The organism is Hymenobacter terricola, assembly GCF_017921975.2.
GTDB lineage: Bacteria > Bacteroidota > Bacteroidia > Cytophagales > Hymenobacteraceae > Hymenobacter > Hymenobacter terricola.
On record NZ_JAGEMO020000003.1, the window covers coordinates 364,486 to 391,040 of the forward strand.

Genomic DNA, 26,555 nt, shown 5'->3' on the forward strand with positions numbered 1-26,555 from the left:
TAACTCATTATGGCACTTACGGCCTATCAAACTCAATTTAAGCGGCGCATGAAGCGCGCCATCAGCCTGCGGGCGAAAGCCGATGCAAAAGCCCGGCGCTACACCAAACTCTTGTCGGATGCCATCGGCTCGGCCGAGGATGCGGCCATGCAGATGAACGAGCTCAACCAGATTTACGGCGTGGACGTGAGCACCTACACGTTGCTCACGCAGGCGCTGCACGCCAATAGCGGGCAGGAAGTGCTGGAAGACCATCTGGCGCAGAGCACGCCCGGCGAGGAAGCGGTTATCTTCAACCAGATACCGGACGGCAACGGTGGGCAGCCCCTTCCGGCTAACCCGCTGTTTGGGGAGCTGGTGACCGGTACGCCGATTACGCCGGCGGCTCAAATGAAGCAGGTCAGAGACAAAGAAGTGGCTCCGAAAACAGTGATTGTGGCGGATGAGGCACCAGCAGCTTCAGAAGTATTTGAGGCTTAAAGGCTTTATCAACAGCTAAAAACAAAAAGGCCAGCTCCTGTTTGACAGGGGCTGGCCTTTTTTATACCCTGACGGGTATAGAACGTCACCGAAAGCATACATTTACACCCGTTCGGGTACATATATAGTTGATACCCCCGCCTGTGGCCTTATTATTCATATGACTGAAAGCATTGCGCAATTTGTAAAACAGCGACGGAAAATGCTTCGGCTTACCCAACCTGATATGGCTGCCAAAGCAGGCGTTGGCCTGCGGTTTGTGCGGGAATTAGAACAGGGGAAAGCTACCCTGCAGCTGGACAAAGTCAACCTTATTCTCAACTTATTTGGCCACGTATTGGCACCGGTACCGGCAGATAGGTCACACTGGACAGACGAGATGTGAAAGCCATCAGACACCTGTAAAAGAGAGGACGATGAAGTGATATGCTTGGAATTAACGTCGGTTTCGACGGGCGCGGCGCTCAGCGACCTTTATAAAAAAGGATTCGAGCAGGGTGTCGGCGTGGTTGCGTTGCTGCCAGGATAGCAGTTCGGCCGCCGTGATGCGGTAGCCGCGGGGGCTACCAGTACAATCCACGTAGCGCAGGCGGCGGGGATGGCCGGCGGGCAGCTTTAGATAATCGCGCAGCGTTTCGGGATGGAGGACAAGCAGTTTGGCGGCCTGTGGGCAGGAAAACATAACCTCGGGGAGTGGCAGATGGGACAGGATGGTGGTGACCTGTTGCGTGATTTCACGCTGGATTGCCTCCTTCAGCTCATCCTGTTGGTGTTCACTGAAGGTAAGTATGATTTCAGGGAGCATAGTTGAACGGGTTTAGAGGAGCGAAAGGCAATTCACTGCACTTTGATTACCAATTAATTGGAACCAGTCAGCATTGTCAAATCACAGGTTTGTAGGGTGGAGTCTCAGAATCTCCAACCACTAGTTGGAGATTCTGAGGCACAGCGTTTAACAGTAGTTGTTAATTGGGCAGTTCTTTTGATATCGTGGGAAGCAGTGGTGAGACAGGACAGTAAGTTGCTACATTGCCTGAAAAGGAATGAAACACCCTCTCATAGAAAGGACGCCATATAGTTTATCGAGGGATTATTAGCACCCTTATTTACCTAATTATGAGTTTGCAAATTATTGATGAGCTAGGTTTTAAGGAAGCAGCTGGGCATGAGGTGCTGGGGCGGGTTTCTATTGCAGACTTATTTCCCAAGTCAAGAAATCGATGCGGAATTTACCTGCTACAATTCAGCGACGGCACCTACTACATAGGTCAGGCGGTGGATGCCGTACGGCGTTTTGCGCAGCACCGGAAGAATTACGATACCATCGCACACTACTGGTTTCAGCGGGTAACCAAGTTGCAGCTGGACTCGGTGGAACAGCAGTTGATTCGGCAGGCGGAGCAGGCCGGCCTGCTGCTGACGAACAAAACGTTTGTGACGAACGTGGTTGGAGAAACTGACTTGGACCTCCTTGTTAGCCCTGCTGAGCAGCAGACTTGGGTAGAGACGGGCAGCGAGCTGACCAACGACGGCATAGACCTTAGCCAGGCCGTGGAGGAACGGGCGAAGGTGAAGTATCGACAGAACTTCCTGCAACTGGAGCAGCACCGCCATTATCCACAGCTGCGCAGTTTGTTACGGGCTTATATTCAGCGGGGACTGCCAGCCTATAAGAAAACGGAGCAGGCTTTTTGGGCGCTGAGCTGCCTTCCCTCAACCAATAAGGCTACCTACCCGCGTTTCTGCAGCCTGAACGTGAACGGCATGGAGGTGCTCGTGGCGGGGGTAGAAAAGAAGAGCCAGGAGCCTTTTGTCTTCACGATTGTGTCTGGCAGCATGTTCCCTACAGCTACCGAAAAGCACCGTTTTCAGAAGGCCTACGCCCGGGTGATTGCAGCATCGGACTACCGCGCCGCCGGCGTCGACCAGTTCGTGATTCATTTTCGTTCGCTCGAAGCATTGCAAACAGCGCTGGAGCGGGAGCCCACTTTAAGGAAGAGCATCCGCGAGATGAACCTGCGGCTGATGCGGCGAGGCGGTACGGTTTACTCCCCCTATCATTGCTTCGACCTAGTGGCGGATGTAGTGCGGGGCTAGTCAGCTGGGCATAACTGTATTGTGATTCTATACTATGAAACAAGGCCAACGCCTCTGGACCCGGGATGAGCTGCTGCTGGCCATCAACTTGTACTGCAAGCTCACCTTTGGGCAGCTGCATAAGGGCAACCCGGCCATTATTAAGCTATCAGGACTGATTGACCGTACGCCGAGCTCGGTGGCGCTGAAGCTGGTGAACTTCGCTAGCCTCGACCCGAGCCTGGACCGGGCGGGCATGAGCAATGCCAGCCACCTGGACCGGCAGGTTTGGCAGGAATTTTACGCCGACTGGGCGGGGCGGGCGCTGGAAAGTGAGCAGCTGTTGGCGGAAGCGCAGCATCTCACGCTGGAAGATGTGGCGGCCGAATACGAGCCACTGCCACCGGTGCCAGTGGGCCGGGTGAGGGAGCAGCTGGTGAACGTGCGGGTGAATCAGCAGTTTTTCCGAAGGACAGTGATGGCCGCGTATGACAATACCTGCTGCATTACGGGGCTGAACGTGCCGGCGCTACTGGTGGCGGGCCATATCAAGCCCTGGGCGGTTGACGTGGCCAATCGACTGAATCCGCGCAATGGATTGGCGCTAAATGCGCTGCATGACCGGGCTTTTGAGTTGGGGCTGTTTACCATCCGGCCCGACGACTACGTGATTGAGGTAGCACCGACCGTGCGACAAGGTAACCGGCCGGATGCGCAGGCGGTGGGGGAACTGTTGGGACAATACCATGGGCAGGCGCTGCGGCTGCCGGCGCGGCGGCGGTTTCTACCGGACCCTGCGTTTCTAGACTGGCACCGCAGCAAATGGCAGCCGTAATTTTTGCAACAAGCTGTTGCAAAATTCAACCTATGCTGCTCGGTATCATTTTTAGACAAGTCAAAGCCCCGTCAGCTATTGGCCAACGGGGCTTTGACTTGTTGCACCAATAAGGCTAGCTCAGGTCTTCGATGCGAGCAGTTGGCGCATCCTGTAGTACAACCTGGATGCCGTGGTCGCGAGATTGGGCAGTGGTGTACTTCTCGCTGCGGCCGATGATTTCACCGTTGGCAGCGACGTGGTTGAAGCCATACTGGCCGGCGTTAAAAAATGATTCGAAGTGCTGCGGCTGGCAATTGGCCTGCACCGACCGGATGCCGTTCTGGCAGCTGGCCTTGGTGGTGTACCCTTCGCTGGATTGGACGATTTCGCCGTTGTCGGCACGCAGGTGGTACCAATACTGGCCGCTGCTTTGGAAGATTTGGAAGGTTGCCATAGTGAGCAAGATAAGAGTGTGGTGAAATGACTGGCAGCAATTTAGGCGGCCTGCGCCAACGGCGCGGGTACGGTGAGGGGAATAGACAAGCCGGCGGCTTGCCGGGCGTGGTGGCGCAGCAGCGCCGCGTACTTTTTGCGGCCCTGCTCGATGAGTCCGAGCATGGCCGTTAGTTCAACACGCCACACTTCGTGCGGGGCCTTTTTCTGCACGCCGATGATGAGAAAGCGCGTGGCACCGAGCACATCGAGGTAAAGGGCGGCCTGGCGGTCGTAGTCGTATTTCTCGATGGTGGTCAGGAAGTGGGCCTGGTCGGGGCTGCTGGTAGTTTTGAAGTCGATAAGCGTGAGCTGGCGGCCGGCGCGGCTGCGCACTAACAAGTCAGGGCGCAGCTTCACTCCTACTCCGGTGGCGGTGTGGATGGCGGTATAGGACTGTTCGGCGTGGCCCCGGTAAAGCAGGTCACGGCAGTAGCGTTGGCGGCGCACCTGGCGGGCCAGGGTTTCCAGGTCGGCCCACCGTATGCCGCGCTCCTCAGTGCGGACGTAATGCGGTGGCTCCAGCACGGCGGTGTGAAAGTGGGAGCCATAGGCCAGGGCCACGGGGTTGGGGGTGTTGGGCTTACCGAGCAGCACAGCCTTTAGATTGGACAGGTCGGTATTGCTGACGTAGGGTAAAGCGCGGTGCTGGGCCTGGGTCAGGTCGGGGTGATTGATGAGGGAGTGAAACATGAGGCTGCGGATATTAAGGGATGAGGAAGTAGCTCGCTGGGGCCGCCCGGCCCTGGACAGGACGGGCGGCCGGCGGGTGCTGCCGCTAGGCAGCGATGGGCAGGGGTACTTGCTCGGCTGCTGGCTCCGGGTCCTTGGTGTCGTCCTCGGCGGGCGCGGTGTAAGCGTGCTGGATGCGCAGGTCGGCGTTGCCGGTGTAGGTTTCGGCGCGCCAGATGGGGAAGTCGCGGGCGAAGTCGCGGCGGGCGGCTACTTCGGCCGCGTCGGCGGCTTCGTAGCTGAACTGGGCGATGTAGTAGGTGGCCGTCTTGCCGTCCTTGGTGGTTTGCTTCTTCTCGGCGGTCACCTTTACTACCACGTCGGCCAGGGTCAGGTCGTCGTAGAAAAGCGGCTCGATGAGGCGGTACAGGTTTTCGACGCTGTAGCCGTGGAAGAGCACGGCGCAAATGGCACCTTTCTCGTCGGCAAAAAACAGCTCGGCCCACAGCTTGCGGCCCATGTTCAGGATGTCGTCCTGGAACACGCGCCAAGCCAGCGGAATGAAGGAAAGCGAGTTGCCAAGCGGCACGGTGCCGCCGATGTTGAACTGGCCGGCCTTGGCATCGAAACGCACCTGGCGCGGGTGGCCGGGCAGATAGCGGAAGCGCGACACCTGCACGACTTCGCCGGTGGCCTCGTCGGCTTTCTCGGTGAGGTAGGCGGGCACGGCCGTAATGGGGCCGCTGAGGGTGAATACGGGGGCCTCGGGGGCGGTGGTGGATGCGGCACCGGCTTCGGTGGTGGCGCTGCGCTGGGCTTTTACTTTGGTGGACATGATGGGAAATAGTTGGGGTTGGAAATGAAAAAGGTGGGGCAAGTTGGCGGCCGGCCACTACGCCGTATCAGGTGTTATTTGGCCTCCGTGACGGACGAGGTCAGCACGTAGTATTTGCGGAATAGTGCCTTTGCTTTTATCAGGCTGACGGAGCGTTCAGTTAGGAGCACGGCGACTTTGGAGCGGCTGTCCTTTTCGTAGCCGTAGGCTTGGAATAGATTGGTTTTCATGGAAAATGAAGGGTAAAGTGGGGCCAGCCGATGCCGACCCCTAGTGAACTATTTGAATTGCTTATCGTGGCACAGAATGGCGCGGCCCACGATGGAATCCTGGCCCCGCGCCTCGGGCTGGTGCTGGTACCAGAGGTAGGTAGCCAGCAGATTGAGGTAGGCCGGGTGGCGGAACTTGCCTTCGTCGTCGATTATCAAAATCAACTCTGGCGTGAGGCGCACCACATCGACCAGACGGCAATCGAGCAGCTGGTACAATTCGGCCAGCTTGAAGCTGCAGCCGTTGGCGGGGCTGACCGGCTGCGGCTGGGCGCTGTGCGGGTCAAGTAATTGAGGCTGGTATGTTGTAGCGTTTTTTGGCATGACGGGGCGGGTTTGGTGGAGCCGCCCGGCTTGGCGGCCCCTGGTGAATTATTGAGTTAGAATCCCTCGACTTCGAACATCATCTGCTCGTATTCGCCATCCTCCCACCCCTCTTGCTCGTGGTGGTAGTGGGCCTGGCGTTCCCACTCGGTTTGCTGCTCGCAGAAGGCGGCCTGGGCTTCGTCAGCTGCCATTTCGTCGCTGCTGAGGCCGTTTAGCTCGGCCTCGGTTGGTTCGTACTGCATGAAAAGCGGGGCTTTAGGGCCCGCGCCGGGCGGGCGCGGGCCGAATGGCTAAAAGCGGAGGTACTTGGCGCGGGCGGCCTGCAAAGCGGCACCGGCGGAGCTGGCGTGGAAAGCGGCAGCAGCGGTTGCGTAAGCGGCGCGGGCCTGCTGGTAGCGGGTGATGACGGCGCGTAGCTGAGCGAAGCGGCCAGCCTGGGGACGGTAATCATTGCGCAGCGCGTACTTGGCGGCGCGGGCATCGAACATGGCGGAGTGGGCACGGGCCAGCATATGACGGGCAGCAACGGCGGCCGGGTCGATGGGAGCCGGCGGGGGAACTACCAAGGGGCGGGGCGGGTACTTGGCCGCTAGCCGGTCCAGGGTGGCCTGCAGGGCAGCCATTTTGATAGCGACTTGGCCAACAGCCGCGCCCACTACGGGCGCGGCTGGGGCTAGAACGAGGCTAAGCATGAGCCAGCACGCCGGCAAACTCATCCTCGGCCTTGATAACCTCCCACACGGCCCCGAACGCATAACCGGGGTACATGGCCCGCATGGAGCGGAAGGCCTCGCGCAAGGCGTGAAACGGGCACTTGCCGCTGCCTTTGAAGTCCGGGCGGGGCTGCCCTTCGGCGGGCTGCTCGGCCAGCTTGAGGCTGATGTACCAGGAGGTACCGCCCTGGTCATAAGTGGCGGCGGACTGTGATACCCAAATGCCGGCGAACGGGCAGAGGGCGGGGCCTTTCCAGGCGGCGGCAGCAAGCTGCAAAAGTTGATTGGGGAGCATGGCTGTATGTGTTAGCCGTGGGGTGCCCGCGCCGTAGGCCTCCGGGTGGGCGAGTAGCTAGGTCCTTCCCGACTACACCCTAAAGATACAACAATAATTTGTATTTGCAAACTAAACTTTAATAAAAATACCTTTGATGGCAAGCAATATTTGCCTATCTTTAAACATGGAAAAGCACAATAAAATAACAGTGGCAGTGGTAGGTAGCCGGGGCGTGAGAAGCTGCGCCGCCCTGGTGCGGCGGCTGGCCGAACTGGAGCCGGCGGAAGTGGTGAGCGGGGGCGCGGCCGGCGCGGATGCCCTGGCGGCCAACTGGGCCAGAGCCCACGGGGTGCCGCTGACCGAGCTGCGGCCCGACTATGCCGCCCACGGCCCCACGGCTGCTACCCATGTGCGCAATGCCGAAATAGTGAAGCGGGCCGCGCTGGTGCTGGTGGTGTGGGATGGCCAGAGCAAGGGCACGCTGAGCACGCTGAAAGCTGCCCGACGCCTGGGCCGCCCGGTGGAACTGCTGCCCCTGGACTGAGCCGGAGCCGGCGGGCCGGAGCCAGCGGGCACGGGCAACCTGCCCAAACAAGCTGGATGCCTTGGCTAGGGGGTTTGGGGGGCGGCCTAAGACCCCCAATGGATACTCGGCGGAGCCGGCCTTATGAGGCGTTAGCGGCCCTTTTCGGGCGGCGGAAGCCGAGGAGGATGACCGGGCGTTAGCCAGGGCATGATGGCAGGGGTTTGGGGCTTTCCCCAATAAAACCCTCCGCGAAGCGGGCCTTGCTTCTGCCTGCGTGGCTTGAACGCAAGCTTTACTCGCGGGTGGCAGGCTTTTTCGGCCTGCGGCCTGCAACCGAATTAAGAGGGTGCTGACGGGCGGCGTGTGGCCTTTTCCTGGCCTGGCGCGGCCTGGCAGCGGTGCGGTGGGTTGGCGGTGGGGCGGCTGGCTGACCAGCGGAAAGCGGGCCGCGGGGTGGGCTGGCGTTAGGGGCTGTCGCGGGAGTATCGGGGGACTGCGACCTGACGCGCCAGGCAGGTGGTGGGTAAGCTAGGCGGCGGGTGGCAGGGCCCTGTAGCTGAAGTATCGAGCGTGGGGAGAGCCGGGCGAATGGAGCGAAGTCGGCGGAGCATGGCGCAGCCGACGCAGCGGAATTGAGGCGGGCGGGTGCGGTGGGTTTTCGGTAGCGCAGGCCGGCCGAATGCAGCGACCGGAGCCATAGCAAGCCTAGTGAAGAGTGACGCTAGGAGCGATGAACGGTGCGCCGCGTTGGCGTAGGAAGTGAAATGAGGTGGGCCGGAGCGTAGGACGAGGTTGCGCTGAGAAGCTGAAGCGTCGGGGGTATGCGGCAAGGATGGGAAGGGCGCGACCAACGGGAGCGGTGCGCAGCACGGGAGCGTCAGCGCACCCCTGGACAGCCTGGCCCCGGCCCGTAGCGGAGCGAAGGGCCGGGGGCCGCCCAACTGCTTCGAATCAACAGCTCACAAAAATAAGTCAATTGTTAAAGTTCAATTAATACGACCATAACAAGATGCTACATACTATGCAACCAAAATTGTCTATAAGGTGTAAGTTTGTAATATCAATACTGACCAACAACTATTATATACATCATGCATTTCTTCAGCAGCACGAAAGCCGGGCACTTGGCGCACATTGGTACGACGGCCTTCCTGGGACAGGTGGCTAGTCACGAATTGATACCGCCCGACCCGACAAAAATTGAGAACTATGGGCACCTGATAATTCAGGCGCTGGTGGCGCTGGTAACCATTTGGGCTACGGTACGCAAGGCACTGCAGCGGCCCGAGGAAGTGGTGAGGGTGCCGGTGGAAGTGGTACCCGTGGACAAGGCTGCCCATCAAAGCGACCAGAGCAATGGCAACGGACTTGAATAGCAAACCAGCGGCGTTGCTACCGCTCCCACCGCCGCGGCTCAATGTGGCTCAAATGCTGCGGCAGGCCACGCGACTATCGCAGGTGCGGACGGAGCTGGTGGAAGCCTATCAGGTAGCGTTGCGTCGTTGGATGGGTGACCCGGTGTTAATGGTGCTGGGACTGCCCTTTGTGAGCGAAGGGTACCGGTCGCCGGAACGGCAGGATGAGCTGTACACGCACGGGCGAAATGCGCCGGGGCCGGTGGTGACCTACAAGCGCGGCGGCGAGTCGAAGCATAACACGCTCCCGAGTCGGGCGCTGGACGTGGCCTTTCTACTGGCCGATGGGTCGGTGTCGTGGTCGGGGCTGCTGCTGGGCAAGTTTGCGCGGCTGATGAAGGCGGCCGATGCGCGGGTGCATTGGGGCGGCGACTGGCCGGGGTTTAAGGACCGGCCGCACTTCGAGGTGTAGGGGAAGAACGAAACGAGCGGGCCAAGTGGTCCGCTCGTTTCGTTTTATACGCGCTACAGTACAGAAAGCAGCGCCTTGATGCGTAGGTTGAGGCGCTGGTGAGCGAACAGGGTTTGGTAGTCGGCGAGACGGGCGGGGTTGAGCTTGTCGCGCAGCACGGCAGTGTTCAGACGCAGGGCGGCGAAGTCGGCGGCGGTGCGGAGTTCGGGGTGCAGGTAGCAGTAATCTAGCAGGGCTTTTTCGAGGTCGGCCATGAGCACGGGCCAGTTGCCGCTCGGACGCAACACCTCGTAGCCGAAGAATAGGCGCGGCAGCAAGTGCTGGTAGCGGAATGTGCCGATGGGCGTGTGGTACTCCTGGGTTTTGCGCGAACTCACGGAAGTGAGCGTGTGTACGCCTTCGGGAATGAGGCCGTGGTAGGAAAAAGCCGTTTCCAGCGACAGGTAGGCGGGTTGGTAGATGCGGTTGGCGGTGAACCAAAGCAGGGGCTCGTCGACGGGCGTTTCGGTGAAGCGGTACCAGCGGTTGATGACGCGCTGAAGATGGCCGCGGGCCTGCCACTCGACCAGGCGGCGCTTGTCGAATCCGGGAAAGGCCTTGCGTAACTCATGGGTGGATACGAGGCCCTGGTTGGCGAAGCGGGAACGGACGGTGAGGTAAGTCATTTCAAAAAGTTGTTAAAAATAACAGCTATTTGAAATGAAACGCATGAATTACAAGCTCTGCTTCTCCTGTTAACAATGCCAAGCAGGTTTGTACAGTCAGCGTTTGGGGCGCCATAGCCGCCAGCTTTGGGGTAAAGAGCCATAGTACTACGGGGACTGTATACTAAATTTTATTATGCTATTGGTCAAATTGTTAAAACTATGTTTGACATAAAATTTAGCAATATCAAACTAAATTTGTTAGTCAAGCCGTATAATTGCGACTGCTAAGCAACTAAAGTGCATTAGCAGTCTACAATATTCAACACCCCTAACCCACTACCACATGGACCAAGTTATTCTATTGGGTAAAGCCTATCCCCTGCTTTCAGCGCATCCATTACCGATGGTGAATCTGTTGCTGTCGTGCGGCTTCCCTTCACCAGCCGCCGACTATGAATCGGAGTTGGTGGATTTGAACCGGTTGATGCTGCGGCATCCGGACGCTTCATACCTGGCGCGGGCCCACGGCGAAAGCATGACAGGCGCGGGCATCCACGATGGCGACGTACTGGCGGTGGACCGCAGCATGCAGGCGCAAGACGGAGACATTGTGGTGGCCTGCGTGGAGGGGGAATACACGGTCAAGCGGTTGTCGAAGCGGATTGATTCGGTGGCGTTGGTAGCGGAGAATCCGGCTTATCAGCCAATAGTAGTGCGTAATGCGGATGATTTGAGAATTTTCGGGGTGGTGGTGTTGGTGTTGCATCCTCTGGTGACGGAGGGCAGACGGGGACTGAGCTACGTGCGGCCCCAATAGTTTTTTAGGCTCTGCGGAGCCCCTGGCTTCTTAGGCAAAGAGCAATTCACTTCCTGGCGTTTAACCTGGCCCCTTCCTCAAGAAGTGAGCCCACTACCCTACTGCCGTATGTTTGGCCTGGTCGACTGTAATAATTTCTACGCTTCCTGCGAGCGGGTGTTCCGGCCCGAGCTGGAGGGCCGGCCGGTGGTAGTGCTCTCCAATAATGACGGGTGCGTGGTGGCCCGGTCGCAGGAAGCCAAGGCATTGGGGCTGAAAATGGGAGTCCCCTACTTCCAGGTGAAGGCGGAGTTTGAGCAGCGCGGCGGGGTGGCCTGCTCCTCGAACTATGAGCTGTACGGGGACATGAGCCGGCGCGTGATGTGGTATTTACAGCAGGTGGCGCCAGCGGTGGAAATCTACTCGGTGGATGAGGCCTTTCTGGATTTGCACGGCATGCAGCGGCATTATAATCTGGCGGGCTGGGCCGGCGACGTGCGCGGGGCCGTGCGGCAGCGCACCGGTATTCCGGTGTGCGTGGGCGTAGCCCCGACCAAGACGCTGGCCAAGCTTGCCAACCGGCTGGCCAAGGTAGATAGTCTGGCCAAAGTGGGGTCGGGCGTGCTGGTGCTCGATGATGAGGAGCAGCGGCGGGAGGCCCTGGCGCGGGTGGCCGTGGAAGACGTATGGGGCGTGGGGTACCGGTCGGCGGCCAAGCTATACACGGCGGGCATCCGCACGGCCGCGCAGCTGGCGGGCGTGGGCGATGCCTGGGCCCGCAAGAACCTGGGCGGCGTGGTGGGCGCGCGGATGTTGCACGAGCTGCGGGGGTTTCCGTGCTCGGGGGTGACAGTGGAGGATGAGGCGCGCAAGTCGATGTGCTGTTCGCGCTCGTTTGGTCAGGTGCTGACGCGGATGGAGGACGTGACCGGCGCGGTTGCCACCCACGCGGCGCGGGCCGGGGAGAAGCTGCGGGCGCAGGGCATGGCAGCGCGGATGCTGACGGTATTCATTGAAACCAGCCGGTATGGCAATGTGCCGCCCCCCTACTCGTTTTCGACGCAGCTGACGCTGCCCACGGCCACGGATGACACCCTGACGCTAACGAGCTGGGCGCGGCGCGGGTTGGAGCGGATTTGGCGGCCGGGCCTGCGGTACGTCAAGGCGGGCATGATGCTAGATGGACTGGAACGGGCCGGGGCTGACCAACAGGCGTCGCTATTTGCGGAAGTGGCCCGGACGCCGGCTCGGGCCAAGCTAATGGGCACCCTGGATGCACTGAACGGCAAGTTTGGCGCGGGAGCGGTGCGGGTGGGAACGGCGGTGGGTACGGCCGGCCGGCCCGAGCCCTGGGGAATGCGGCGCGGGGCCAAGAGCCCGGCGTTTACAACAAAATGGGGCGAGCTGTGGCAGGTGCGGTGTTAAGCGCTTGCCGCCCCTGAATGAGGAATCAAATTATTTGGGCAGTTTTTACAGAAACGAAATGGCAAACTTGATAATGTTGCTGGGAATGCGGGTGGAGAGCACGCCAGGAGTCGTGCGGGAATTGGTGGTTACCCGACCGGGCGCTTCCTGGGAGTGGCGAGCCGGGCTGCCGGAGTTGCTGGACCAGCGGCCGGCTCCGGCCATGCTGGTGGAATACCTGGTGCGGCTGTTTCAGCGACAGCGGCCGACCGAAGCAGCGTCAGTGGGGTTGATGAGCCTAGCCGCGGTGGTGCGAATAGCGCTGGCGCGAGCGAATGAGGAAGACGAAGAGTGGGAATGGGCGCAGGAAGTAGCGTGAGGCTTATCCTATTGTCAAATGACCATGGCATGGGCAGCGCAATGCCCCTTTTGCATCCTTGCCTAAGCTATGGTTGAAGTGGCCTGGAATGTGGATTTTGCGTGCTTTATCGTAGAAATGCAGAAAACCTACCGCTTATGAAAGCTACAGGCAAACGAATTGTAGACTGTTACCCGCACCTAAAGGACAGCATCGAGCTTCGGGAAATGCTGGTGCGCAATGCCGTGGGTTCAGCACGGGTGGAAGGCATCAGAGTTGATGAAGAGCGGTTGCGCAACTTATTGGCTGCTGCGGCTATGGAGACTGGGGCCACGCCCTTGCTGTAACCGTCTCCACTTGCTTGTACTCGGGTAGACCTGTGCCTAGACTGCCTTACATACAGGTTTGTCACGGCTCGGCCAATCACTCCTACTGGAAAATGGTCGAGCCGATTTTGTAGGCCAGAGGTTGTGAAGCGCAGGAATTACAACAAACGGGGCAAGACCAGCTTAGTCCTTTTTTCCTTGACGCTTGGTCCTTACCACTGGTCGAACGTGGGCAGAGAGGTGGTGGTGGCACTTTTACCTAATCCAGCTTGGTCCCTTTTCGGAATAGCTTGGTCCCTCCTAGTACACCAGCACGGCCATTGAGGCAGCTATTATGGAAAGCTTAGTGCTGGAAATGGGGATAGGAAATGGCGTGAGCATATCAGATTCGCGGACATTGATGGCCGCGAATCCGTAGTTTGGCCACAGTTTGGCCGCGGGTAGAAGAGTCCAGGACATGTGCGTGTGGGCAAGGGGTCACTTGGCGGCGGTTGGTAGCAACGGAGTACTCAATTGAGTAATTTGCCTTGTTCTATTACTTTTGAACGGTTACCGGCCTGACTTTACTACAATTTATGAACAACCTTGATTCTTACCTTGCACGGCTCAAAAAGCTACGAGTAGCGGGTGACAAGGTCGAGGGAGTGAAAATTGAATCGCCGTATAAACCGGCATTGCTGCTTGCTGTGATTGAAGGCATTGAGGAGCATTTAATCCTGGATAACCGCATTGAGATTACGCCCGAGCTGATTTCAGGCTTTAAGGCATACTGTAAGCTGCTTAGCCCGGGGCCGGAATACAGCGCGTGTCCTTTTCAACTACCGTTTTTTCATTTACGCACTGACGGCTTTTGGCACCTGCATCCCCGGCCGGGGCTGGAGCTCGTGGTGACGGCATCGAAATCGGTACGCAGCTTTGGACACTTGCGCGACGTGGTTGCCTTTGCCTCACTGGACACAGCCTTATGGAAACTGCTAATGCAACCGGTGGCCCGCGAAGAAATACGGCAGGCACTGCTAGTGCGCTATTTTCCGATAACGCGGCACTACTTCCGGCCGCAGGCAGGGCAGGAACGGCTGGATGAATTAGGCCGGCAGATGCTGGAAGAGCCGGCGGCTGTGTACAACCGCTCGGTGGACATAGCTAATGAAGAAGCGGTGGCCGAACGCAGCGGGGTATTTGTGCGGGAAGTGCTACGGGCGTACCAGTCGACTTGTGCGATATCGGGCTTGCAGCTGGTGAGCACTACGGGGGCCGCTCCGTTGCTCGATGCTTGTCACATCGTGCCCTGGTCGGTGAGCCGTGACGACACTATTGGAAATGGGCTGTCACTGTGTCCAAACCTGCACCGGGCCTTTGACCGGCACCTGTTTTGGGTGGACGATGACTACAGGGTGCGTGTGGCCGAGGGATTTGGAGAGCTGGGTGGACACGACTACGGCGTGCAACGGTTTAACGGGCAGCAGCTACGGTTGCCGAAAGTGCGGGCATGGTGGCCACGAGTGGAGAACCTGATGGCGCAACGGAGATTAAAACTGTCTTAATCGGGCACTGCGTCCGTATTAAATTCAACGCACATTTTAATCTGTAAAAACAGCCACGGTTGGGGTCGAAAAGGGTAACTTGCTCCTTTATTAGCATGGGCCAGGCATTCTGGATGGCTGTGCTTTCGACTTAATGACTAAGACAAAGTTCTTTACCAATCAAGATGGCAATACGCTGCTGGAAAAGCTGCGTGGCATCTTCGAGCATATGCCCGTGCATCAGTTTGATGCGCTGGTCGGCTTTTTTCGGGCTTCGGGCTGCTACCGGCTGCGTGAGCTGCTGGATAATGTGGCAGAGGTGCGCATTCTGGTTGGCATCAATGTAGATGTAGCACTGCAGAAAGCTCATGCCCAAGGTTTGCAGCTGGGTAATGCCCTGCGGGCGCGGCAGCAAGCCATGGATGACCTAGTGGAGGACATTCAGAAGGCTGAGTACACGCGGGAGGCTGAAGACGGCATCCGGTGGTTTGTGGATGGGGTGGCGAGCGGACGGCTGCAGGTGCGGGCCCACCCTAGCCAGCGGCTGCATTCCAAAATCTATATTTTCCGGCCACAGCCTTTCAATGAGCACACTTCGGCCTCGGTTATTACGGGGTCAAGTAATTTGACAGAAGCCGGGCTCAAGGACAACTTTGAGTTCAACGTGGAGCTGCGCGACTATGATGACGTCTGCTTTGCTACGAAGACCTTTCAAGACCTGTGGGACGAGAGCACGGAGTTGTTGCCGGCCGACCTGCGCCAGACGGTGGCCACCCGCACGTACCTGAATGACGATTTGACGCCCTACGAAATCTACCTCAAATGCCTGGTGGAATACTTCGGCAAAGCCATTGATGAAGAGTACGGCACGGTAGCAGACCTCATCCAAAACGACAAGTTCTACAAGCTAAAGTACCAGCTGGATGCTGTGACAGACGGCTTCCGCAAGCTAAAGCAGCACTCGGGCTTTTTTCTGGCCGACGTGGTGGGGCTGGGCAAGACTATCGTGGGGACGCTGATTGCGAAGCGGTTTTGCCAGTTTGCACGCTCAGCGGCCCATACGCCGCGGGTGCTGATTATCGCGCCACCGGCGCTGGTGAGGAACTGGGAAGAGGCCACGCGGGATTTTGCGCTGCAACGCTTCGGGGCCTATGACATTCTGCGTAATGGCTCGCTGCACAAGCTGCGCCACGACCCGGAGGACTATGACCTTATCATTGTGGATGAGGCACACAAGTTCCGGAATGATACGGCCGGGGCCTACGGACAGCTGCAGCGGCTGTGCAAAACGCCCACGCGCCGGAAGGTGCCAGGCACGGACACGTTTGAGCGCAAGCGGGTTATTCTGATTTCGGCAACGCCGTTGAACAACCGGCCCGAGGATATTGCCAACCTCCTCTATCTATTCCAGGACTCGAAGCAGCCGACGCTGGAAGGGGTAGATAACCTCCAGCACTTTTTCCGGCAGCGTACCGATGAGTACCAGCGCCTGAAAAACGTGTCGCGGGCGGATATGCGGGATGGACTGCGGCGGGTGTACTCGCTGATTCGGGAGAAAGTATTGGAGCAGGTGACGGTACGCCGCACCCGCACCGACCTGCTGAACAATGAAGTGTACCGGCAAGACCTGGACAAGCAGGGCATTGTGTTTCCGAAGGTGGGCAAGCCCTACAAGCAACTTTATCAGCTAGAGCCGGCCCTGAATCAGCTGTTCGACGAAACCATTCAGGTGCTGAGCAAGGACCTGAAGTACAACCGCTACCGGGCCATTGACAAGCTGAAAGAACCGAAGCGCAGCAAGTACAAGTACGCCAAGCGGATTTCGGACTCGCTGGCGCACATTATGCGCACGCTGCTACTGAAACGCATGGACTCGTCGTTTCTGGCTTTCCGCAACTCGCTGCGGCGCTTTGCGGAGGCCAACGATGCCATGGTGAAGATGTTTGCGCAGGGGCAGATTTTCATTGCTCCCAACCTGCCGGTAACGGAGCTTATTCTTAACGACCGGCTGGATGAGTTGGAGCAACTGGTGCTGGAACGGGCGGAATTAGACCCGAGCATTGAGGTATGCACCCCGGATGATTTTGAATCGGACTTCCTGCCAGGCTTGATAGCCGACCAACAATTGGTATGGCCACTGCTGGAACGCTGGGAGGGTTTTAAAGCCAGTGACCCGAAGCTGGATGCGTTCGTGCAAGTACTGGAAACCGAATTCTTTGCCCTAGACCGCAACCCTGGTCAGAAGCTGGTGATATTTTCGGAAGCCCGCGACACCACCGAGTACCTGGCGAAGCAGCTGAAGACGCTGAGCAAACGGCGGGTGCTTACCATCGATTCGGGCAACCGCGAGCGAATGATGACCACCGTGCGGGCCAACTTTGATGCAAACTTGCCATCAACTCAGCAGGCGCAGGATTATGACATTCTGCTGGCTACTGAAGTGTTGGCGGAGGGCGTGAACCTGCACCGGGCTTCTTCCATCGTGAACTACGACACGCCCTGGAACTCGACGCGGCTGATGCAGCGCATTGGGCGGGTGAACCGCATTGGCTCGGTGGCCGACCGGGTGTACGTGTACAACTTCTTCCCCACGGCGCAGGTGAATTCGACCATCGACCTGGAGAGCAAGGCGTATCTGAAGCTACAAGCGTTTCATGAGGCGCTGGGGGAAGACTCGGAAGTGTACTCGCCGGAAGAGGAAACGCAGACGTTTGGCATTTTTGACAAAGACCCCGACGAGGGGCAGGATGCTAGATTGCAGCGACTGTTGTGGCTGCGCGAGCAGTTTAGACGCGAGCCGGAATTACTGGACCGTCTGCGCCGCCTGCCGTTGCGGGCACGCTGCGGGCGTGAGCATCCTACCCTGCCGACACTGACGGGCAGCACGCTGTGCTACCTGCGCACCCATCGCCGCGACGGCTTCTATCTGTGTGACCGGCCAGGCGGACAGCCGCTGGAAGAGCTATCGTTTCTGGAAGCAGATGCCTACCTGCGGGCCACACCCGACGAACGGCCCCAGCCACTGCCGGCGCACCACCACGAGCACGTGCGCCGGGCGGCCAGTCACTTTGGCGCAGTGGTGGCCCAGGCGGCGGCGCAGCCGCAGGTGGTGCAACGGGTAGCTCCCAACGAGCGGCGGGCACTGGATTTTCTGAGCGGCTGCCTGCTGCTATTGCCCCCCGATGCGGCTCCGGCCGAGCGCCTGCAGCTGCGGGCAGCGCAGCTAGCGGTATCGACAGGCACGTTTCAGCAGCTGCAGCGCGACATCAATAAGCTACAAGGCAACTTGAAGAAGCTGAACATCATGCCCGGCGAGCAGCTGGCGCTGGTGGGCCGCCTGCTGACCAAGTACCCGCTGCCGACGCCAGAAGCTCCCACCTACGGGGCCGCACCGCCGGTGGCCCCCGATGAACCGGGCGCAGTGGGGGGCTGGCTCCCACGCATTATCATTTCCGAATCGTTGGTGTAGGCCCTTTCGGCCGAATCCTCACTCTTACTTTGCGCCGTGTACACTGCCGCCGACCTCAAACCCTTTTTGCAACAACGCTACGACCGCGCCGAATGGGTGACGATGTTGGAAAAGCTGTTCGGTTTCGAGCGAACCGAGTTTTTTGCTTCGGCAGCTAAGTTAGAGGTGAGTGAGGCCATTGCCGACCGGGTGGCCGCCATGCGGCAGTTTGGCTACGTAGAGCTGGGCGACCCCGCCTACGTCGGTTACCAGCACCGGCTGGCCCTGGTGGAGGTAGAGCTGAAAACCGGCAAAACCCTGGTTGCCCGCAACCGGGTGGGGCTGCGGGCGCTGACCTACCCCTACGTGGACGGAGTGCAAGCCCACGGAGTGCTGGCATTTTACTATGACCCCGAGCAGGCCGACTACCGCCTCTCCTTTCAAACCAAGCTGGCGCAGGGCCGGGGCACTAGCGCTGTGCCCGATTTTGTAGGCACCGACCGCCGCCGCTACACCTTTGTGCTGGGGCCACACGAGGCCGCTCGCACCGCCGCCGACCGCCTGAGCGAACTGAGCCGCCGGGCAGGCCGCACTACCCTCGACAACGTGCTGGAAGCGTTTTCGGTGGAACGACTGGGCAGCGACTTCTTCAAGCGCTACAAGGGCTTCTACGAGGAGTTTATTAAGCAGCTAAACGATAACCCCGCCTACCGGACGCTGTTTGGCCTGAACCCCAAACCAGCCAAAAACCTGTATGAGCTGGAAGACAAGCCGCTGCGCGACTACGCGAAGCGCTTGCTGGGGCGGCTGGTATTCCTGCATTTTTTGCAGAAAAAAGGCTGGATGGGCTGCGCCCCCGACCGGCAGGCGTGGACGGGCGGCAGCCCGGAGTTTTTGCTCGACTTGTTCCGGCCGTTCCGCGAGGCCGACCGGCCCGACTTTTACAGCGCGGCGCTGGTGCCGCTCTTTTTCGAAACCCTGAGCCGCAAGCGAGCCGACGACCTGTTTCGGGTGGTGGGCATGAGCGGGCCGTGCCGGGTGCCCTACCTGAACGGGGGTTTGTTTGAGGAAGAAACAGTGGGGGAAGTGGCCGTGGACGTGCGGCGCATTGATTTCCCGGCTGACCTATTTGGGCGGCTGCTCGATTTTTTCGCGCAGTACAACTTCACCATTGAGGAAAACCGGCCCGAAGACCACGACGTGGGCATCGACCCCGAAATGCTGGGCCACATTTTTGAGAACCTGCTCGAAGAGAACCGCACGAAGGGCGCTATTTACACGCCCCGGCCCATTGTGCAGTATATGTGCCAGGAAAGCCTGATTGGCTACCTGCACGGCCGCCTCGAAAAAGAGGGCATCGACCGCGCCATGGTGGCGGCTTTCGTGCGCGAGCACGACGTGCAGCCGGCCCTGCGCGAGCGGGCGGGCTACGTGGAAAAGCTGCTGGAAGACGTGCGCATCTGCGACCCTGCCATTGGGTCGGGGGCGTTTCCGATTGGCTTGCTGCAGGAGCTGTTTGCGGCCCGGCTGTACCTCTACCCCTATTTGTCGAACGAGCGCCGCCGGGCCTTTGACCCGGCCGAGGTGAAAAAGCAAATTGTGGCCCACAACATTTACGGCGTGGACCTGGACAGTGGGGCCGTGGACATTGCCCGCCTACGCTTCTGGCTGGCGCTGGTGGTAGACGAACCTGACCCGGTGCCGCTGCCTAACCTTGATTTTAAGGTGATGCAGGGCAACTCGCTGCTCGAATCGTTTGAGGGCGTGGACCTGAGCAAGCTGACCGACCCCGCGGCCGGCGACGGCGACACGCTGGTGCTGGCCGAGCGCGGACAGTTTGAGCTGGGAGCCGAGTTTAGCAAGCGGCGGCAGCCGCTGCTGGTGTTTTCGAGCAAGCAGAAGGCCGATTTGCTGCGCGATATTACCGAGTTTTTTGAGGCCGATGCGAGCCGTAAGGCGGCGCTACGGGCCGAAATTGGCCGCACCGTGGACGGCTGGCTACACGCCGAAATGGAGCGCGACCGGCTGCGGGTGCAAACGAAGCTGACCGATTTGGAGAAGTTTCTGACCGAGCGCCTGGGGCCTGATTTTGGGCCGGTGCTGGCCGCCAAACCCAACTCGAAGCAAGCCCGCGACCACCGCCGTCTGCTGGAAGAGCTGGAACGCGCCCAAGCCAAAGAGCAGCGCCTGCTGCTGAGCCAGCACTCGCCCGACCGGCCGTATTTTCTCTGGCACCTCTATTTCAAGGACGTATTCGACCGGGGCGGGTTTGACATTGTGATTGCCAACCCGCCCTACATGCGGGTGCAGGAAACCCGCAAAGGGCAGCCCGACGTGAAGCCCGAATACGAGCACTACTACGCCGACATCACAAGCGGGGCCTATGACCTGGCCAACCTGTTTGTGGCGCAGGCCCTGCGAATGTTGCTGCACCCGCAGGGCACAGCCTGCTTCATTTTTCCGCACAAGTTTTTCAATGCTGAGGCCGGGGCGGGCCTGCGTCGGGTGCTGGACGAGGGCCAACTGCTGCATCGACTGGTGCATTTCGGGGCCAACCCGGTGTTCAACGGCGTGAATACCTACGTGTGCATTGCGCTGCTGCAACGGCAACCGGCAGCAGACTTCCAGCTGCTGCGCTTACCCTACCCTACGCCTGCCGAGCACTACGCCCAGCTACTAGCCGACGACAGCCGCTTTGAAACCGTTCGCTACCAGACCCTGCGCGACGCGGCCCGGCTGCACGGCTCCGACCAGTGGATACTGATGGAATCGGCGGTCGAGTATGCGCTGCTGGAAGCCCTGTACACGGCCGATGCCGGTGACAGCAGCCAATCCCTAACCCCCGAACATGAAAGCCGCTATACGCTGGGCGACAACGTGGACATTTTTGTGGGCCTGCAAACCAGTAATGACGACCTGTACGTGCTGGAAGTTGATAGGGAATATAAGTCAGAGACGCACTGGCGTGGGCATAATGAAATAGACAGCAGTCAATATTGGCTAGTTGAAAAAAGCATCTGGAAGCCTTTTCTGCGAGGTAGAGATGTGCATAGGTATGAGGTACAATCAGACCCACCGGACCACGTAGTTCTGTTTCCATATGTCTTAGAATCCAGTCTATCTAAGGGGGCAAAGGCTGGAATAGAGAAACCAGTACCTATTCCATTTGGTGAGTTTGAGAGAATTCATCGTGACACTTACAAATATCTAGTACACTACGAAAAGCTGTTCAAAGCACGTGAGAGTGGCAAATCCACAAATTGGCCCGAATGGTATAGGTTTCTACGCGAGAATAATACAGAAAAATTCTTGCAGGAGAAACCTCGGCTTATTTCAATGGAAATATGCACCAGTCACCCGAACGTTACGCTCAACGACGGCAGTAATTACCATACAACTACAGTTTGGGGTTGGCTAATAAAAAATCAGTTAGGTTGGTCCGATGAGTTTCTGCTCGCAATCGCAAATTCTAGATTAATATGGTGGTTTCTTAAAAGAACCGGCGACACCTTACAAGGAGATGCCCGCCGCTTTTTTACACGTTACCTCAACCCCTTTCCCCTACCGCGCCGGGTACCGCTATTATATCAGGAGGCGCTGGCAACGCTGGCGCGACACCTGCTGTGGCTGCACGACAAGGGCAACGCGCCGGCCGTGCCCAACCTGCCCAATAGCGCCGTGGCCGACCTCTTCCGCGATGTGGTGGACCTGGGGGTGTGCGAACTGTATCTGGGAGAGCAGATGGCCGAAAAGCGGCTAGACATTCTCACCACAGTGGCCCAGGACATCCAGGTCGAAACCAGCGAAACTGGCGTGGCTGACCAGGCAGCGGTGATTCTGCGACTGTTTCGGCGCTGGCAACAGCCGGATTCTATTGTGCGGAGCCGGCTGCAGGTGGCTACCGTTCGGATGCCGGAGTGGCTAGGTGCTATTTTTTCGGTTTGATTTCTTGCCTGATACGAGTTTATGAAACGGATTACCAAACTGACGCTAAAAAACTTTAAAGCCTTTCGGAGCGCAGAGTTTGATTTAAACGGCCACCATGCATTGGTTTACGGCAACAACGGCTCGGGTAAATCATCGATTTATTGGGCCTTGTATACACTGTTCGAAAGCAGCGGTAAGAGTTTTGCCCAAACCAAAAAATACTTCGAAGACCCCGTTACTGAGAAGCAAAGTCTCCGTAATGTGGATGCGCCACTCACGGAATCGTCGTCCGTTGCTATTGAATGGAAAGAATGCGACCCTACGCCGGGTATGCGTCAAGACCAGCGTAGGGGCAGTTGCTTGTTATCAGACCAAACCAATCAAGCTGCCACATTGCCGTACATGGCAGAAGCCAGCCAAGGGTCTGACTTTGTATCGTACAGGCTGTTTCAGCATTTCAATGGCTCAAACCGTCATGATGTGAATTTGTGGCCAGCTTTCGCCCGTGACATCTTGCCCTACTACTTATCCGCCCAGAGGCAGCCCCCAACGGGACTGCGCCCGGGCAGCCCGTTAAGTTTCACAGAAGCAGTAGAAGATTTTGCCATACGTCGCGACAATTTAGATAATGAGCGTAATGCCCATCCTCGCCGGAACTTCAATAGACAAGAATCTGCTTTTGCTCAAGAGTGGGCTAATTTTAATCAGGAATTAAAGCAATTTATTGCAGAGATAGAAGCTGAGGCCAACGCCTATTTGGCTAACCGAGCCACTCATGCATCAGGTGTTCCAACGCTGACACTTGCCATCAGTTACGAGCCTGTAGGCTGGATAAGCCAAAATAGCTTGCGTGAGTTGATAGCAACGCAACCTGATGAGCGGGCAACGCTTCTGCGTCAGCATCGGTTTGCTAATATCAAGCTTAGTGTCAATTCAGCTCGTGAAGCCACCCGCTGGCACATAGCTGACCGACCCCAAACTTTCTTGAATGAAGCCCGACTTACACGCATAGCTATTGCCCTACGATTGGGTGCTTTGCTCACCAGACTTCCAAAGAATTTTAACGTGCTGTGCTTCGATGACGTGTTGGTCAGTTTGGACATGACGAATCGCCTTGAAGTATTGGATTGGCTATTCAGTCGTGAGGTAGCCGATGAAAATGGCGGGCAAATTTCACTATTAAAGCGTTATCAAGTCATTTTCTTAACCCACGACCGAGAATTATACGAGGCCGTTTATCACTACGCCACGAACCGGCCTCCGGCGCGCCAAGCCGATGGCAAACCCGAAAAATGGGCAAAGTGGGTACGCTACGAACTGTATTTAGAAGAAAGCGGTAATAGTTCGAATCCGCACATTGTTAAACCCGGTGGCAGCAACGACAATTATCTGCAGCAAGCCGATGGTGCCTTTGCTCGCTTTGATTATCCGGCTTGTGCCAACTACCTCCGCAAGTTTTGTGAAAAACAGATTAGCAGTTTCTTGCCAGACCGACTGCTTTATGAAGTTAAAAATGATGCTGGCGAAATCAAAATCAAAGACCTTGAAAGACAACTCAACCAACTCAAAGTTTATCTAACAAGTAGTGTAGAAATGGCTCTAGGTGCAGCAGCATTTGACCCATTTGCTGATTTGACACTTTATCGTCGGCTTCACCTGAATCCGCTGTCACACCATCATCCCCAGCCTATTAGTCTACCAAGTGAATTAAAAGCCTTCCGCAACAGCATTGTGCCAGCTTTAGAAAAACTGAAAGCAATTGAATTGATTGGTACACAGCCCTTGCGCGAAACGTTTGCCGAACTCGAATTACCAGAAGCAGTTACCAATATTACTCGAATTTTTAAATTGCGATTGCGTGAACCTTTGCGTGAGTTAAGCGGGCCGGGATTTCTCAAAAAACGGTCAAATTCATTATGCGAAGTGGTAGGAGAAATAACAGCCTCTGGAACCGCACCCGTACCGCTAATAGGGTTCCCATTAAATCCACCAGATTTAGACCGATTACACAGTGTCTTCGATGCATTAACTCATCTTTTAGGCTACTCAATCACTAACCCTTCGCCTAATTTAGAGGATGTTGACATAAGAGAGGTGTAAAAAAAGTCTCTTATGCTCAAACTAACTTAGTCCATCCATGCACGAAGAAGCCGTTAACTACGCCACCGAAGCCCTCGAAAAGCTCCTGACCCGCGCCACGCGTTTGAGCGCCGATGAACAAACCGGCATTCAGAAAGCCCTTAAGGCCCTGAATGCTTACCCGGAAGAATTCCTGAGCGGCACGATTGAAATAACCGTCAGCCGCCGCGTCCCTGAAGGTGGCTCTAGCTATACGAGTATCAGCATTGGGGAGGAAGGCCTGGAGCTGAGCAGCGGCGGCTCGGTGTACGACCCAGCTGTGGGCAGCGACTCGTTTTCGCGCACCGATTTCCGCCACTTTCGCGAAGCTGAGGAAACCGAAGAAGAGTTTGGCTGGGAGCAAAGCTGGCTGGAAGGCTGGCGTAGCAACCTACCTCGCCGGAACGACGCGGCCGGAGAGAAAGCAGAAGTATCGGTAGAAGACGAAAGCGAAGTGCTGCCTACGCCCGCCGAAGAAGTAGCCGCTACGTTTGCCACCTACGCCTCGGCGCTACCCGACCTGCTAGCCAGTTTGCAGGACTGCGAGCCGGCCACCCGGCTAGAGTTAAGCGGCCGGATTGCGAAAGAAACGCCGGGCGTTTACGTGTTCTACGATTGGTACGACCAACCCCAATACGTGGGCCGCACCCGCGACCTGCGCCGCCGGCTGGGCGAGCACGGGCGCGATTCTTCCTCACACTACAGCGCCTCGTTTGCGTTTCTGCGGGCGCGAAAAGTGGCCGAAAGCGACGGGCACGACCTTCGGGGCTTCTCGCGCAAGGAGCTGGCGAACGAGCACGAAGCTTTCCGAGACTTCTTCGCCGCCGCCAAGATGACGGTGGCCGAGATGACAATACGCTGGGTAGTGGTGCCCGATGCCGTGACGCAGGCGCTGCTGGAGGTGTACGCGGCGCTGGAATTGGGCACGCCGTTCAACTCGTTCGAGACGAGCTGATAACACTATTCTGCTTAAACTATCCGGCTGCTACCCATGCCCTATTTTACTTCTGAACAACACGCTATCATTTCCGCAGTCGGCGACCTGAAGATTAACGCCGTGGCGGGCAGCGGCAAAACCACTACCCTGCTGGAATACGCCAAGGCCCAGCCCGCCCGCACCCGGATTTTATATCTGGCATTCAACAAGACGGTAAAAGATGAAGCCAAGCGCAAGTTTGCGGCGGCGGGCCTGCGCAACGTGCGCGCAGAAACGGCGCACTCATTGGCTATTCGCGAAGTGATGCGTCAGCATCCGTACAAGCTGCATCCGAAAGGAGGCTACCGGGCCCACGAGCTGGTAGAGCTGCTGAAACTGCCTCGGGGCTTCGGGGAAGAGCGGCATTTGGAGCATATGGTGGCTAACCACGCGCTGAAGTTCGCGGCGTACTTCTGCAACAAGCCCGAGGAAAAGGTGCAACACCTGGACTACCGAACGACGGTGGTTGATGTGAAAGCGCGAGAGTTTGTGGAACATCACTACTGGTCGATTGAAAAGAACTGCCGGGACTTTCTGGCGCGCATGGACAGCGGGCAGATTCCCATTACCCACGACTTTTACCTGAAGAAATACCAGCTGAGCCGGCCGGTGCTGGCTTACGACATCATCCTGTTTGATGAAGGCCAGGATGCATCGGAAGTGATGCTGGAAGTATTTGCGCGGCAAGCCGCGACCAAGGTGATTGTGGGCGACACCCACCAGCAGATATACCGGTGGCGCCACGCGGTAAACTCGCTGGAAAAAACCAGCTATCAGAGCTTGCCCCTGAGCACCAGCTTTCGGTTCGGAGAGCCAATTGCGCAGCTGGCGACGCGGGTATTGGGATGGAAAAGCCAATTGGGCGAGCCCATAGCGCCAGCCATAGAAGGGCAAGGCATGGACACCGATGGGGTGAAAACACGGGCAGTAATTGCGCGCACCAACCTGGCGCTGTTGCTGAAAGCAATCGAGTACCTGCAGGACCACGACGAGCAACTGCAGCGGGTGTACTTTGAAGGCAACATCAAGTCGTACACTTATGCGGGCGAAAGTGCCAGCCTGTACGACGTGCTGGCCCTGAGCAAAGGGCGGCGCGGAGCCATTAAGGACCCGCTGATTCGGGCGATGGAAAACCTGGACGACCTGCGGGACTACGCCGAGAAAACAGAAGACAAGCCGTTGGAACTGCTCATTACACTAGTTGAAGAGCAAGGCGACGAGGTGGCCGGGATGATTGAGGAGCTGAAGCGGCGGCATGTATCGGATGCCGAACGCGACCAGGCGCAGGTATACTTTTCAACGGTGCACCGCTGCAAAGGGATGGAATACGACGAGGTGCAACTGGTGGCCGACTTTCCAACGCAGGCCGTGATTGACAAGCTGGAGCAGCAGGTAAAAACAAAGCCTCTGGAACCGGGCGAACGGGCCAAGGTGATGGAGGAAATAAATCTGCTGTATGTAGCCATTACCCGGTCGCGCCAGCGGCTGCACCTGCCAGCTGACTGCTGGCCGACGGGACTGCTGCACCACGCGGATATTCAGCTCGGTCAGGGTACCGGGGGCACAGTGTTGCTAGGCCTGCCGCGTACCCTCGCGGTTGTGACACAACCGGAAGTTATCCAGCCGGCAGTGCCCGCTGGACTTGTTGAGCAAGACGCAGCCCTCGCGACGCTACAGCAGCGCCTGAACCAAGCCGGCCACTAGGTGCCGGCCTGGTCTAG

At 58.0% G+C, this 26,555-nt stretch carries 27 protein-coding genes; 17 read left to right on the forward strand and 10 right to left on the reverse strand.

The window, feature by feature from the left end; genetic code table 11:
- Positions 1–48 precede the first annotated feature (48 nt).
- Both J4G38_RS04805 and J4G38_RS04810 read left to right on the forward strand, forming a co-directional pair.
- The gene (locus tag J4G38_RS04805; protein WP_210515018.1) at positions 49–480 is read left to right on the forward strand and encodes a hypothetical protein; all 432 of its coding nucleotides are present in this window, start codon (positions 49–51) and stop codon (positions 478–480) included.
- A 160-nt stretch (positions 481–640) separates the two neighbouring features.
- The gene (locus J4G38_RS04810; RefSeq protein ID WP_210515017.1) at positions 641–865 is read left to right on the forward strand and encodes a helix-turn-helix transcriptional regulator; all 225 of its coding nucleotides are present in this window, start codon (positions 641–643) and stop codon (positions 863–865) included.
- A gap of 51 nt (positions 866–916) precedes the next feature.
- Here J4G38_RS04810 and J4G38_RS04815 read toward each other — a convergent pair whose 3' ends face one another.
- The gene (locus J4G38_RS04815) at positions 917–1,285 is read right to left on the reverse strand and encodes a hypothetical protein (protein ID WP_210515014.1); all 369 of its coding nucleotides are present in this window, start codon (positions 1,283–1,285) and stop codon (positions 917–919) included.
- A 311-nt stretch (positions 1,286–1,596) separates the two neighbouring features.
- Here J4G38_RS04815 and J4G38_RS04820 point away from each other — a divergent pair, with 311 nt between their 5' ends.
- Positions 1,597–2,577 (forward strand): GIY-YIG nuclease family protein, encoded by a 981-nt coding sequence (locus tag J4G38_RS04820; RefSeq protein WP_210515011.1) that lies wholly within the window; start codon positions 1,597–1,599, stop codon positions 2,575–2,577.
- A 34-nt stretch (positions 2,578–2,611) separates the two neighbouring features.
- Positions 2,612–3,391 carry an HNH endonuclease gene (locus J4G38_RS04825; protein WP_210515009.1) on the forward strand — a complete coding sequence of 260 codons (780 nt, stop codon included), beginning with the start codon at positions 2,612–2,614 and terminating at the stop codon, positions 3,389–3,391.
- 115 nt (positions 3,392–3,506) lie between these two features.
- On the opposite strand, the gene J4G38_RS04830 is transcribed toward J4G38_RS04825, so the two are convergent.
- The 8 genes from J4G38_RS04830 to J4G38_RS04865 form a co-directional block, all read right to left on the reverse strand.
- Complete coding sequence (locus J4G38_RS04830) at positions 3,507–3,827, reverse strand: YegP family protein (protein ID WP_210515007.1); 321 nt, start codon at positions 3,825–3,827, stop codon at positions 3,507–3,509.
- A 41-nt stretch (positions 3,828–3,868) separates the two neighbouring features.
- Positions 3,869–4,558 (reverse strand): PD-(D/E)XK nuclease-like domain-containing protein, encoded by a 690-nt coding sequence (locus tag J4G38_RS04835; RefSeq protein ID WP_210515005.1) that lies wholly within the window; start codon positions 4,556–4,558, stop codon positions 3,869–3,871.
- An 85-nt stretch (positions 4,559–4,643) separates the two neighbouring features.
- Positions 4,644–5,372 carry a hypothetical protein gene (locus J4G38_RS04840; protein ID WP_226163151.1) on the reverse strand — a complete coding sequence of 243 codons (729 nt, stop codon included), beginning with the start codon at positions 5,370–5,372 and terminating at the stop codon, positions 4,644–4,646.
- 74 nt (positions 5,373–5,446) lie between these two features.
- Positions 5,447–5,602, reverse strand: coding sequence for a hypothetical protein (locus J4G38_RS04845; protein WP_210515002.1), 156 nt, complete (start codon positions 5,600–5,602; stop codon positions 5,447–5,449).
- Between the two features lie 48 nt (positions 5,603–5,650).
- On the reverse strand, positions 5,651–5,965 hold the full coding sequence (locus J4G38_RS04850) for a DUF3846 domain-containing protein (RefSeq protein WP_210514999.1): 315 nt from the start codon (positions 5,963–5,965) through the stop codon (positions 5,651–5,653).
- Positions 5,966–6,021: 56 nt separating this feature from the next.
- On the reverse strand, positions 6,022–6,210 hold the full coding sequence (locus J4G38_RS04855; protein WP_210514996.1) for a hypothetical protein: 189 nt from the start codon (positions 6,208–6,210) through the stop codon (positions 6,022–6,024).
- 48 nt (positions 6,211–6,258) lie between these two features.
- On the reverse strand, positions 6,259–6,660 hold the full coding sequence (locus J4G38_RS04860) for a hypothetical protein (RefSeq protein ID WP_210514993.1): 402 nt from the start codon (positions 6,658–6,660) through the stop codon (positions 6,259–6,261).
- Positions 6,653–6,976, reverse strand: coding sequence for a hypothetical protein (locus tag J4G38_RS04865; protein WP_210514990.1), 324 nt, complete (start codon positions 6,974–6,976; stop codon positions 6,653–6,655). The genes J4G38_RS04860 and J4G38_RS04865 overlap by 8 nt, the downstream gene beginning before the upstream one ends.
- Positions 6,977–7,142: 166 nt before the next feature.
- Between J4G38_RS04865 and J4G38_RS04870 the strand changes: the two genes are divergently transcribed.
- The 3 genes from J4G38_RS04870 (at position 7,143) to J4G38_RS04880 (ending at position 9,311) form a co-directional block, all read left to right on the forward strand.
- On the forward strand, positions 7,143–7,502 hold the full coding sequence (locus J4G38_RS04870) for an SLOG family protein (RefSeq protein ID WP_210514988.1): 360 nt from the start codon (positions 7,143–7,145) through the stop codon (positions 7,500–7,502).
- A 1,073-nt stretch (positions 7,503–8,575) separates the two neighbouring features.
- Positions 8,576–8,860 (forward strand): hypothetical protein, encoded by a 285-nt coding sequence (locus tag J4G38_RS04875; protein WP_210514985.1) that lies wholly within the window; start codon positions 8,576–8,578, stop codon positions 8,858–8,860.
- Positions 8,861–8,912: 52 nt separating this feature from the next.
- Entirely contained in the window at positions 8,913–9,311 is a 399-nt protein-coding gene (locus J4G38_RS04880) for a M15 family metallopeptidase (protein WP_226163161.1), read from the forward strand.
- A gap of 53 nt (positions 9,312–9,364) precedes the next feature.
- Here J4G38_RS04880 and J4G38_RS04885 read toward each other — a convergent pair whose 3' ends face one another.
- The gene (locus tag J4G38_RS04885; protein WP_210514979.1) at positions 9,365–9,976 is read right to left on the reverse strand and encodes a type IV toxin-antitoxin system AbiEi family antitoxin domain-containing protein; all 612 of its coding nucleotides are present in this window, start codon (positions 9,974–9,976) and stop codon (positions 9,365–9,367) included.
- 325 nt (positions 9,977–10,301) lie between these two features.
- On the opposite strand from J4G38_RS04885, the gene umuD reads away from it, so the two are divergent.
- The 10 genes from umuD to J4G38_RS04935 all read left to right on the forward strand — a co-directional run bounded on the left by umuD (position 10,302) and on the right by J4G38_RS04935 (position 26,538).
- A complete protein-coding gene (gene umuD / locus J4G38_RS04890) occupies positions 10,302–10,775 on the forward strand; it encodes a translesion error-prone DNA polymerase V autoproteolytic subunit (RefSeq protein WP_210514976.1) in 474 nt (157 codons plus the stop codon).
- Between the two features lie 108 nt (positions 10,776–10,883).
- Positions 10,884–12,179: a Y-family DNA polymerase gene (locus J4G38_RS04895; RefSeq protein WP_210514974.1), complete on the forward strand. Its 1,296-nt coding sequence runs from the start codon at positions 10,884–10,886 to the stop codon at positions 12,177–12,179.
- A gap of 58 nt (positions 12,180–12,237) precedes the next feature.
- The gene (locus tag J4G38_RS04900) at positions 12,238–12,537 is read left to right on the forward strand and encodes a hypothetical protein (RefSeq protein WP_210514972.1); all 300 of its coding nucleotides are present in this window, start codon (positions 12,238–12,240) and stop codon (positions 12,535–12,537) included.
- A gap of 137 nt (positions 12,538–12,674) precedes the next feature.
- A complete protein-coding gene (locus tag J4G38_RS04905; protein ID WP_210514970.1) occupies positions 12,675–12,863 on the forward strand; it encodes a hypothetical protein in 189 nt (62 codons plus the stop codon).
- Positions 12,864–13,417: 554 nt separating this feature from the next.
- The gene (locus J4G38_RS04910; RefSeq protein ID WP_210514968.1) at positions 13,418–14,386 is read left to right on the forward strand and encodes an HNH endonuclease; all 969 of its coding nucleotides are present in this window, start codon (positions 13,418–13,420) and stop codon (positions 14,384–14,386) included.
- Between the two features lie 133 nt (positions 14,387–14,519).
- Positions 14,520–17,834, forward strand: a complete 3,315-nt coding sequence (locus tag J4G38_RS04915) for a helicase-related protein (protein ID WP_210514966.1) — start codon at positions 14,520–14,522, stop codon at positions 17,832–17,834.
- A 36-nt stretch (positions 17,835–17,870) separates the two neighbouring features.
- Entirely contained in the window at positions 17,871–21,758 is a 3,888-nt protein-coding gene (locus J4G38_RS28900; protein ID WP_210514963.1) for an Eco57I restriction-modification methylase domain-containing protein, read from the forward strand.
- Between the two features lie 21 nt (positions 21,759–21,779).
- Entirely contained in the window at positions 21,780–23,840 is a 2,061-nt protein-coding gene (locus J4G38_RS04925; RefSeq protein ID WP_210514959.1) for an ATP-binding protein, read from the forward strand.
- 37 nt (positions 23,841–23,877) lie between these two features.
- Positions 23,878–24,813 carry a GIY-YIG nuclease family protein gene (locus J4G38_RS04930; RefSeq protein WP_210514957.1) on the forward strand — a complete coding sequence of 312 codons (936 nt, stop codon included), beginning with the start codon at positions 23,878–23,880 and terminating at the stop codon, positions 24,811–24,813.
- Between the two features lie 36 nt (positions 24,814–24,849).
- A complete protein-coding gene (locus J4G38_RS04935) occupies positions 24,850–26,538 on the forward strand; it encodes a UvrD-helicase domain-containing protein (protein WP_210514954.1) in 1,689 nt (562 codons plus the stop codon).
- Positions 26,539–26,555: the final 17 nt, after the last annotated feature.

Bases quoted from the DNA above. Each gene is read 5' to 3' on its own strand.
- J4G38_RS04860 (WP_210514993.1), bottom strand. From the start codon at position 6,660: ATGCTTAGCCTCGTTCTAGCCCCAGCCGCGCCCGTAGTGGGCGCGGCT.
- J4G38_RS04840 (WP_226163151.1), bottom strand. From the start codon at position 5,372: ATGTCCACCAAAGTAAAAGCCCAGCGCAGCGCCACCACCGAAGCCGGT.
- J4G38_RS04820 (WP_210515011.1), top strand. From the start codon at position 1,597: ATGAGTTTGCAAATTATTGATGAGCTAGGTTTTAAGGAAGCAGCTGGG.
- J4G38_RS04850 (WP_210514999.1), bottom strand. From the start codon at position 5,965: ATGCCAAAAAACGCTACAACATACCAGCCTCAATTACTTGACCCGCAC.
- J4G38_RS04805 (WP_210515018.1), top strand. From the start codon at position 49: ATGAAGCGCGCCATCAGCCTGCGGGCGAAAGCCGATGCAAAAGCCCGG.
- J4G38_RS04905 (WP_210514970.1), top strand. From the start codon at position 12,675: ATGAAAGCTACAGGCAAACGAATTGTAGACTGTTACCCGCACCTAAAG.
- J4G38_RS04930 (WP_210514957.1), top strand. From the start codon at position 23,878: ATGCACGAAGAAGCCGTTAACTACGCCACCGAAGCCCTCGAAAAGCTC.
- J4G38_RS04880 (WP_226163161.1), top strand. From the start codon at position 8,913: ATGCTGCGGCAGGCCACGCGACTATCGCAGGTGCGGACGGAGCTGGTG.
- J4G38_RS04910 (WP_210514968.1), top strand. From the start codon at position 13,418: ATGAACAACCTTGATTCTTACCTTGCACGGCTCAAAAAGCTACGAGTA.
- J4G38_RS04935 (WP_210514954.1), top strand. From the start codon at position 24,850: ATGCCCTATTTTACTTCTGAACAACACGCTATCATTTCCGCAGTCGGC.
- J4G38_RS04810 (WP_210515017.1), top strand. From the start codon at position 641: ATGACTGAAAGCATTGCGCAATTTGTAAAACAGCGACGGAAAATGCTT.
- J4G38_RS04900 (WP_210514972.1), top strand. From the start codon at position 12,238: ATGGCAAACTTGATAATGTTGCTGGGAATGCGGGTGGAGAGCACGCCA.
- J4G38_RS04855 (WP_210514996.1), bottom strand. From the start codon at position 6,210: ATGCAGTACGAACCAACCGAGGCCGAGCTAAACGGCCTCAGCAGCGAC.
- J4G38_RS04825 (WP_210515009.1), top strand. From the start codon at position 2,612: ATGAAACAAGGCCAACGCCTCTGGACCCGGGATGAGCTGCTGCTGGCC.
- J4G38_RS04815 (WP_210515014.1), bottom strand. From the start codon at position 1,285: ATGCTCCCTGAAATCATACTTACCTTCAGTGAACACCAACAGGATGAG.
- J4G38_RS04885 (WP_210514979.1), bottom strand. From the start codon at position 9,976: ATGACTTACCTCACCGTCCGTTCCCGCTTCGCCAACCAGGGCCTCGTA.
- J4G38_RS04925 (WP_210514959.1), top strand. From the start codon at position 21,780: ATGAAACGGATTACCAAACTGACGCTAAAAAACTTTAAAGCCTTTCGG.
- umuD (WP_210514976.1), top strand. From the start codon at position 10,302: ATGGACCAAGTTATTCTATTGGGTAAAGCCTATCCCCTGCTTTCAGCG.
- J4G38_RS04830 (WP_210515007.1), bottom strand. From the start codon at position 3,827: ATGGCAACCTTCCAAATCTTCCAAAGCAGCGGCCAGTATTGGTACCAC.
- J4G38_RS04845 (WP_210515002.1), bottom strand. From the start codon at position 5,602: ATGAAAACCAATCTATTCCAAGCCTACGGCTACGAAAAGGACAGCCGC.
- J4G38_RS04835 (WP_210515005.1), bottom strand. From the start codon at position 4,558: ATGTTTCACTCCCTCATCAATCACCCCGACCTGACCCAGGCCCAGCAC.
- J4G38_RS04915 (WP_210514966.1), top strand. From the start codon at position 14,520: ATGACTAAGACAAAGTTCTTTACCAATCAAGATGGCAATACGCTGCTG.
- J4G38_RS04870 (WP_210514988.1), top strand. From the start codon at position 7,143: ATGGAAAAGCACAATAAAATAACAGTGGCAGTGGTAGGTAGCCGGGGC.
- J4G38_RS04865 (WP_210514990.1), bottom strand. From the start codon at position 6,976: ATGCTCCCCAATCAACTTTTGCAGCTTGCTGCCGCCGCCTGGAAAGGC.
- J4G38_RS04875 (WP_210514985.1), top strand. From the start codon at position 8,576: ATGCATTTCTTCAGCAGCACGAAAGCCGGGCACTTGGCGCACATTGGT.
- J4G38_RS04895 (WP_210514974.1), top strand. From the start codon at position 10,884: ATGTTTGGCCTGGTCGACTGTAATAATTTCTACGCTTCCTGCGAGCGG.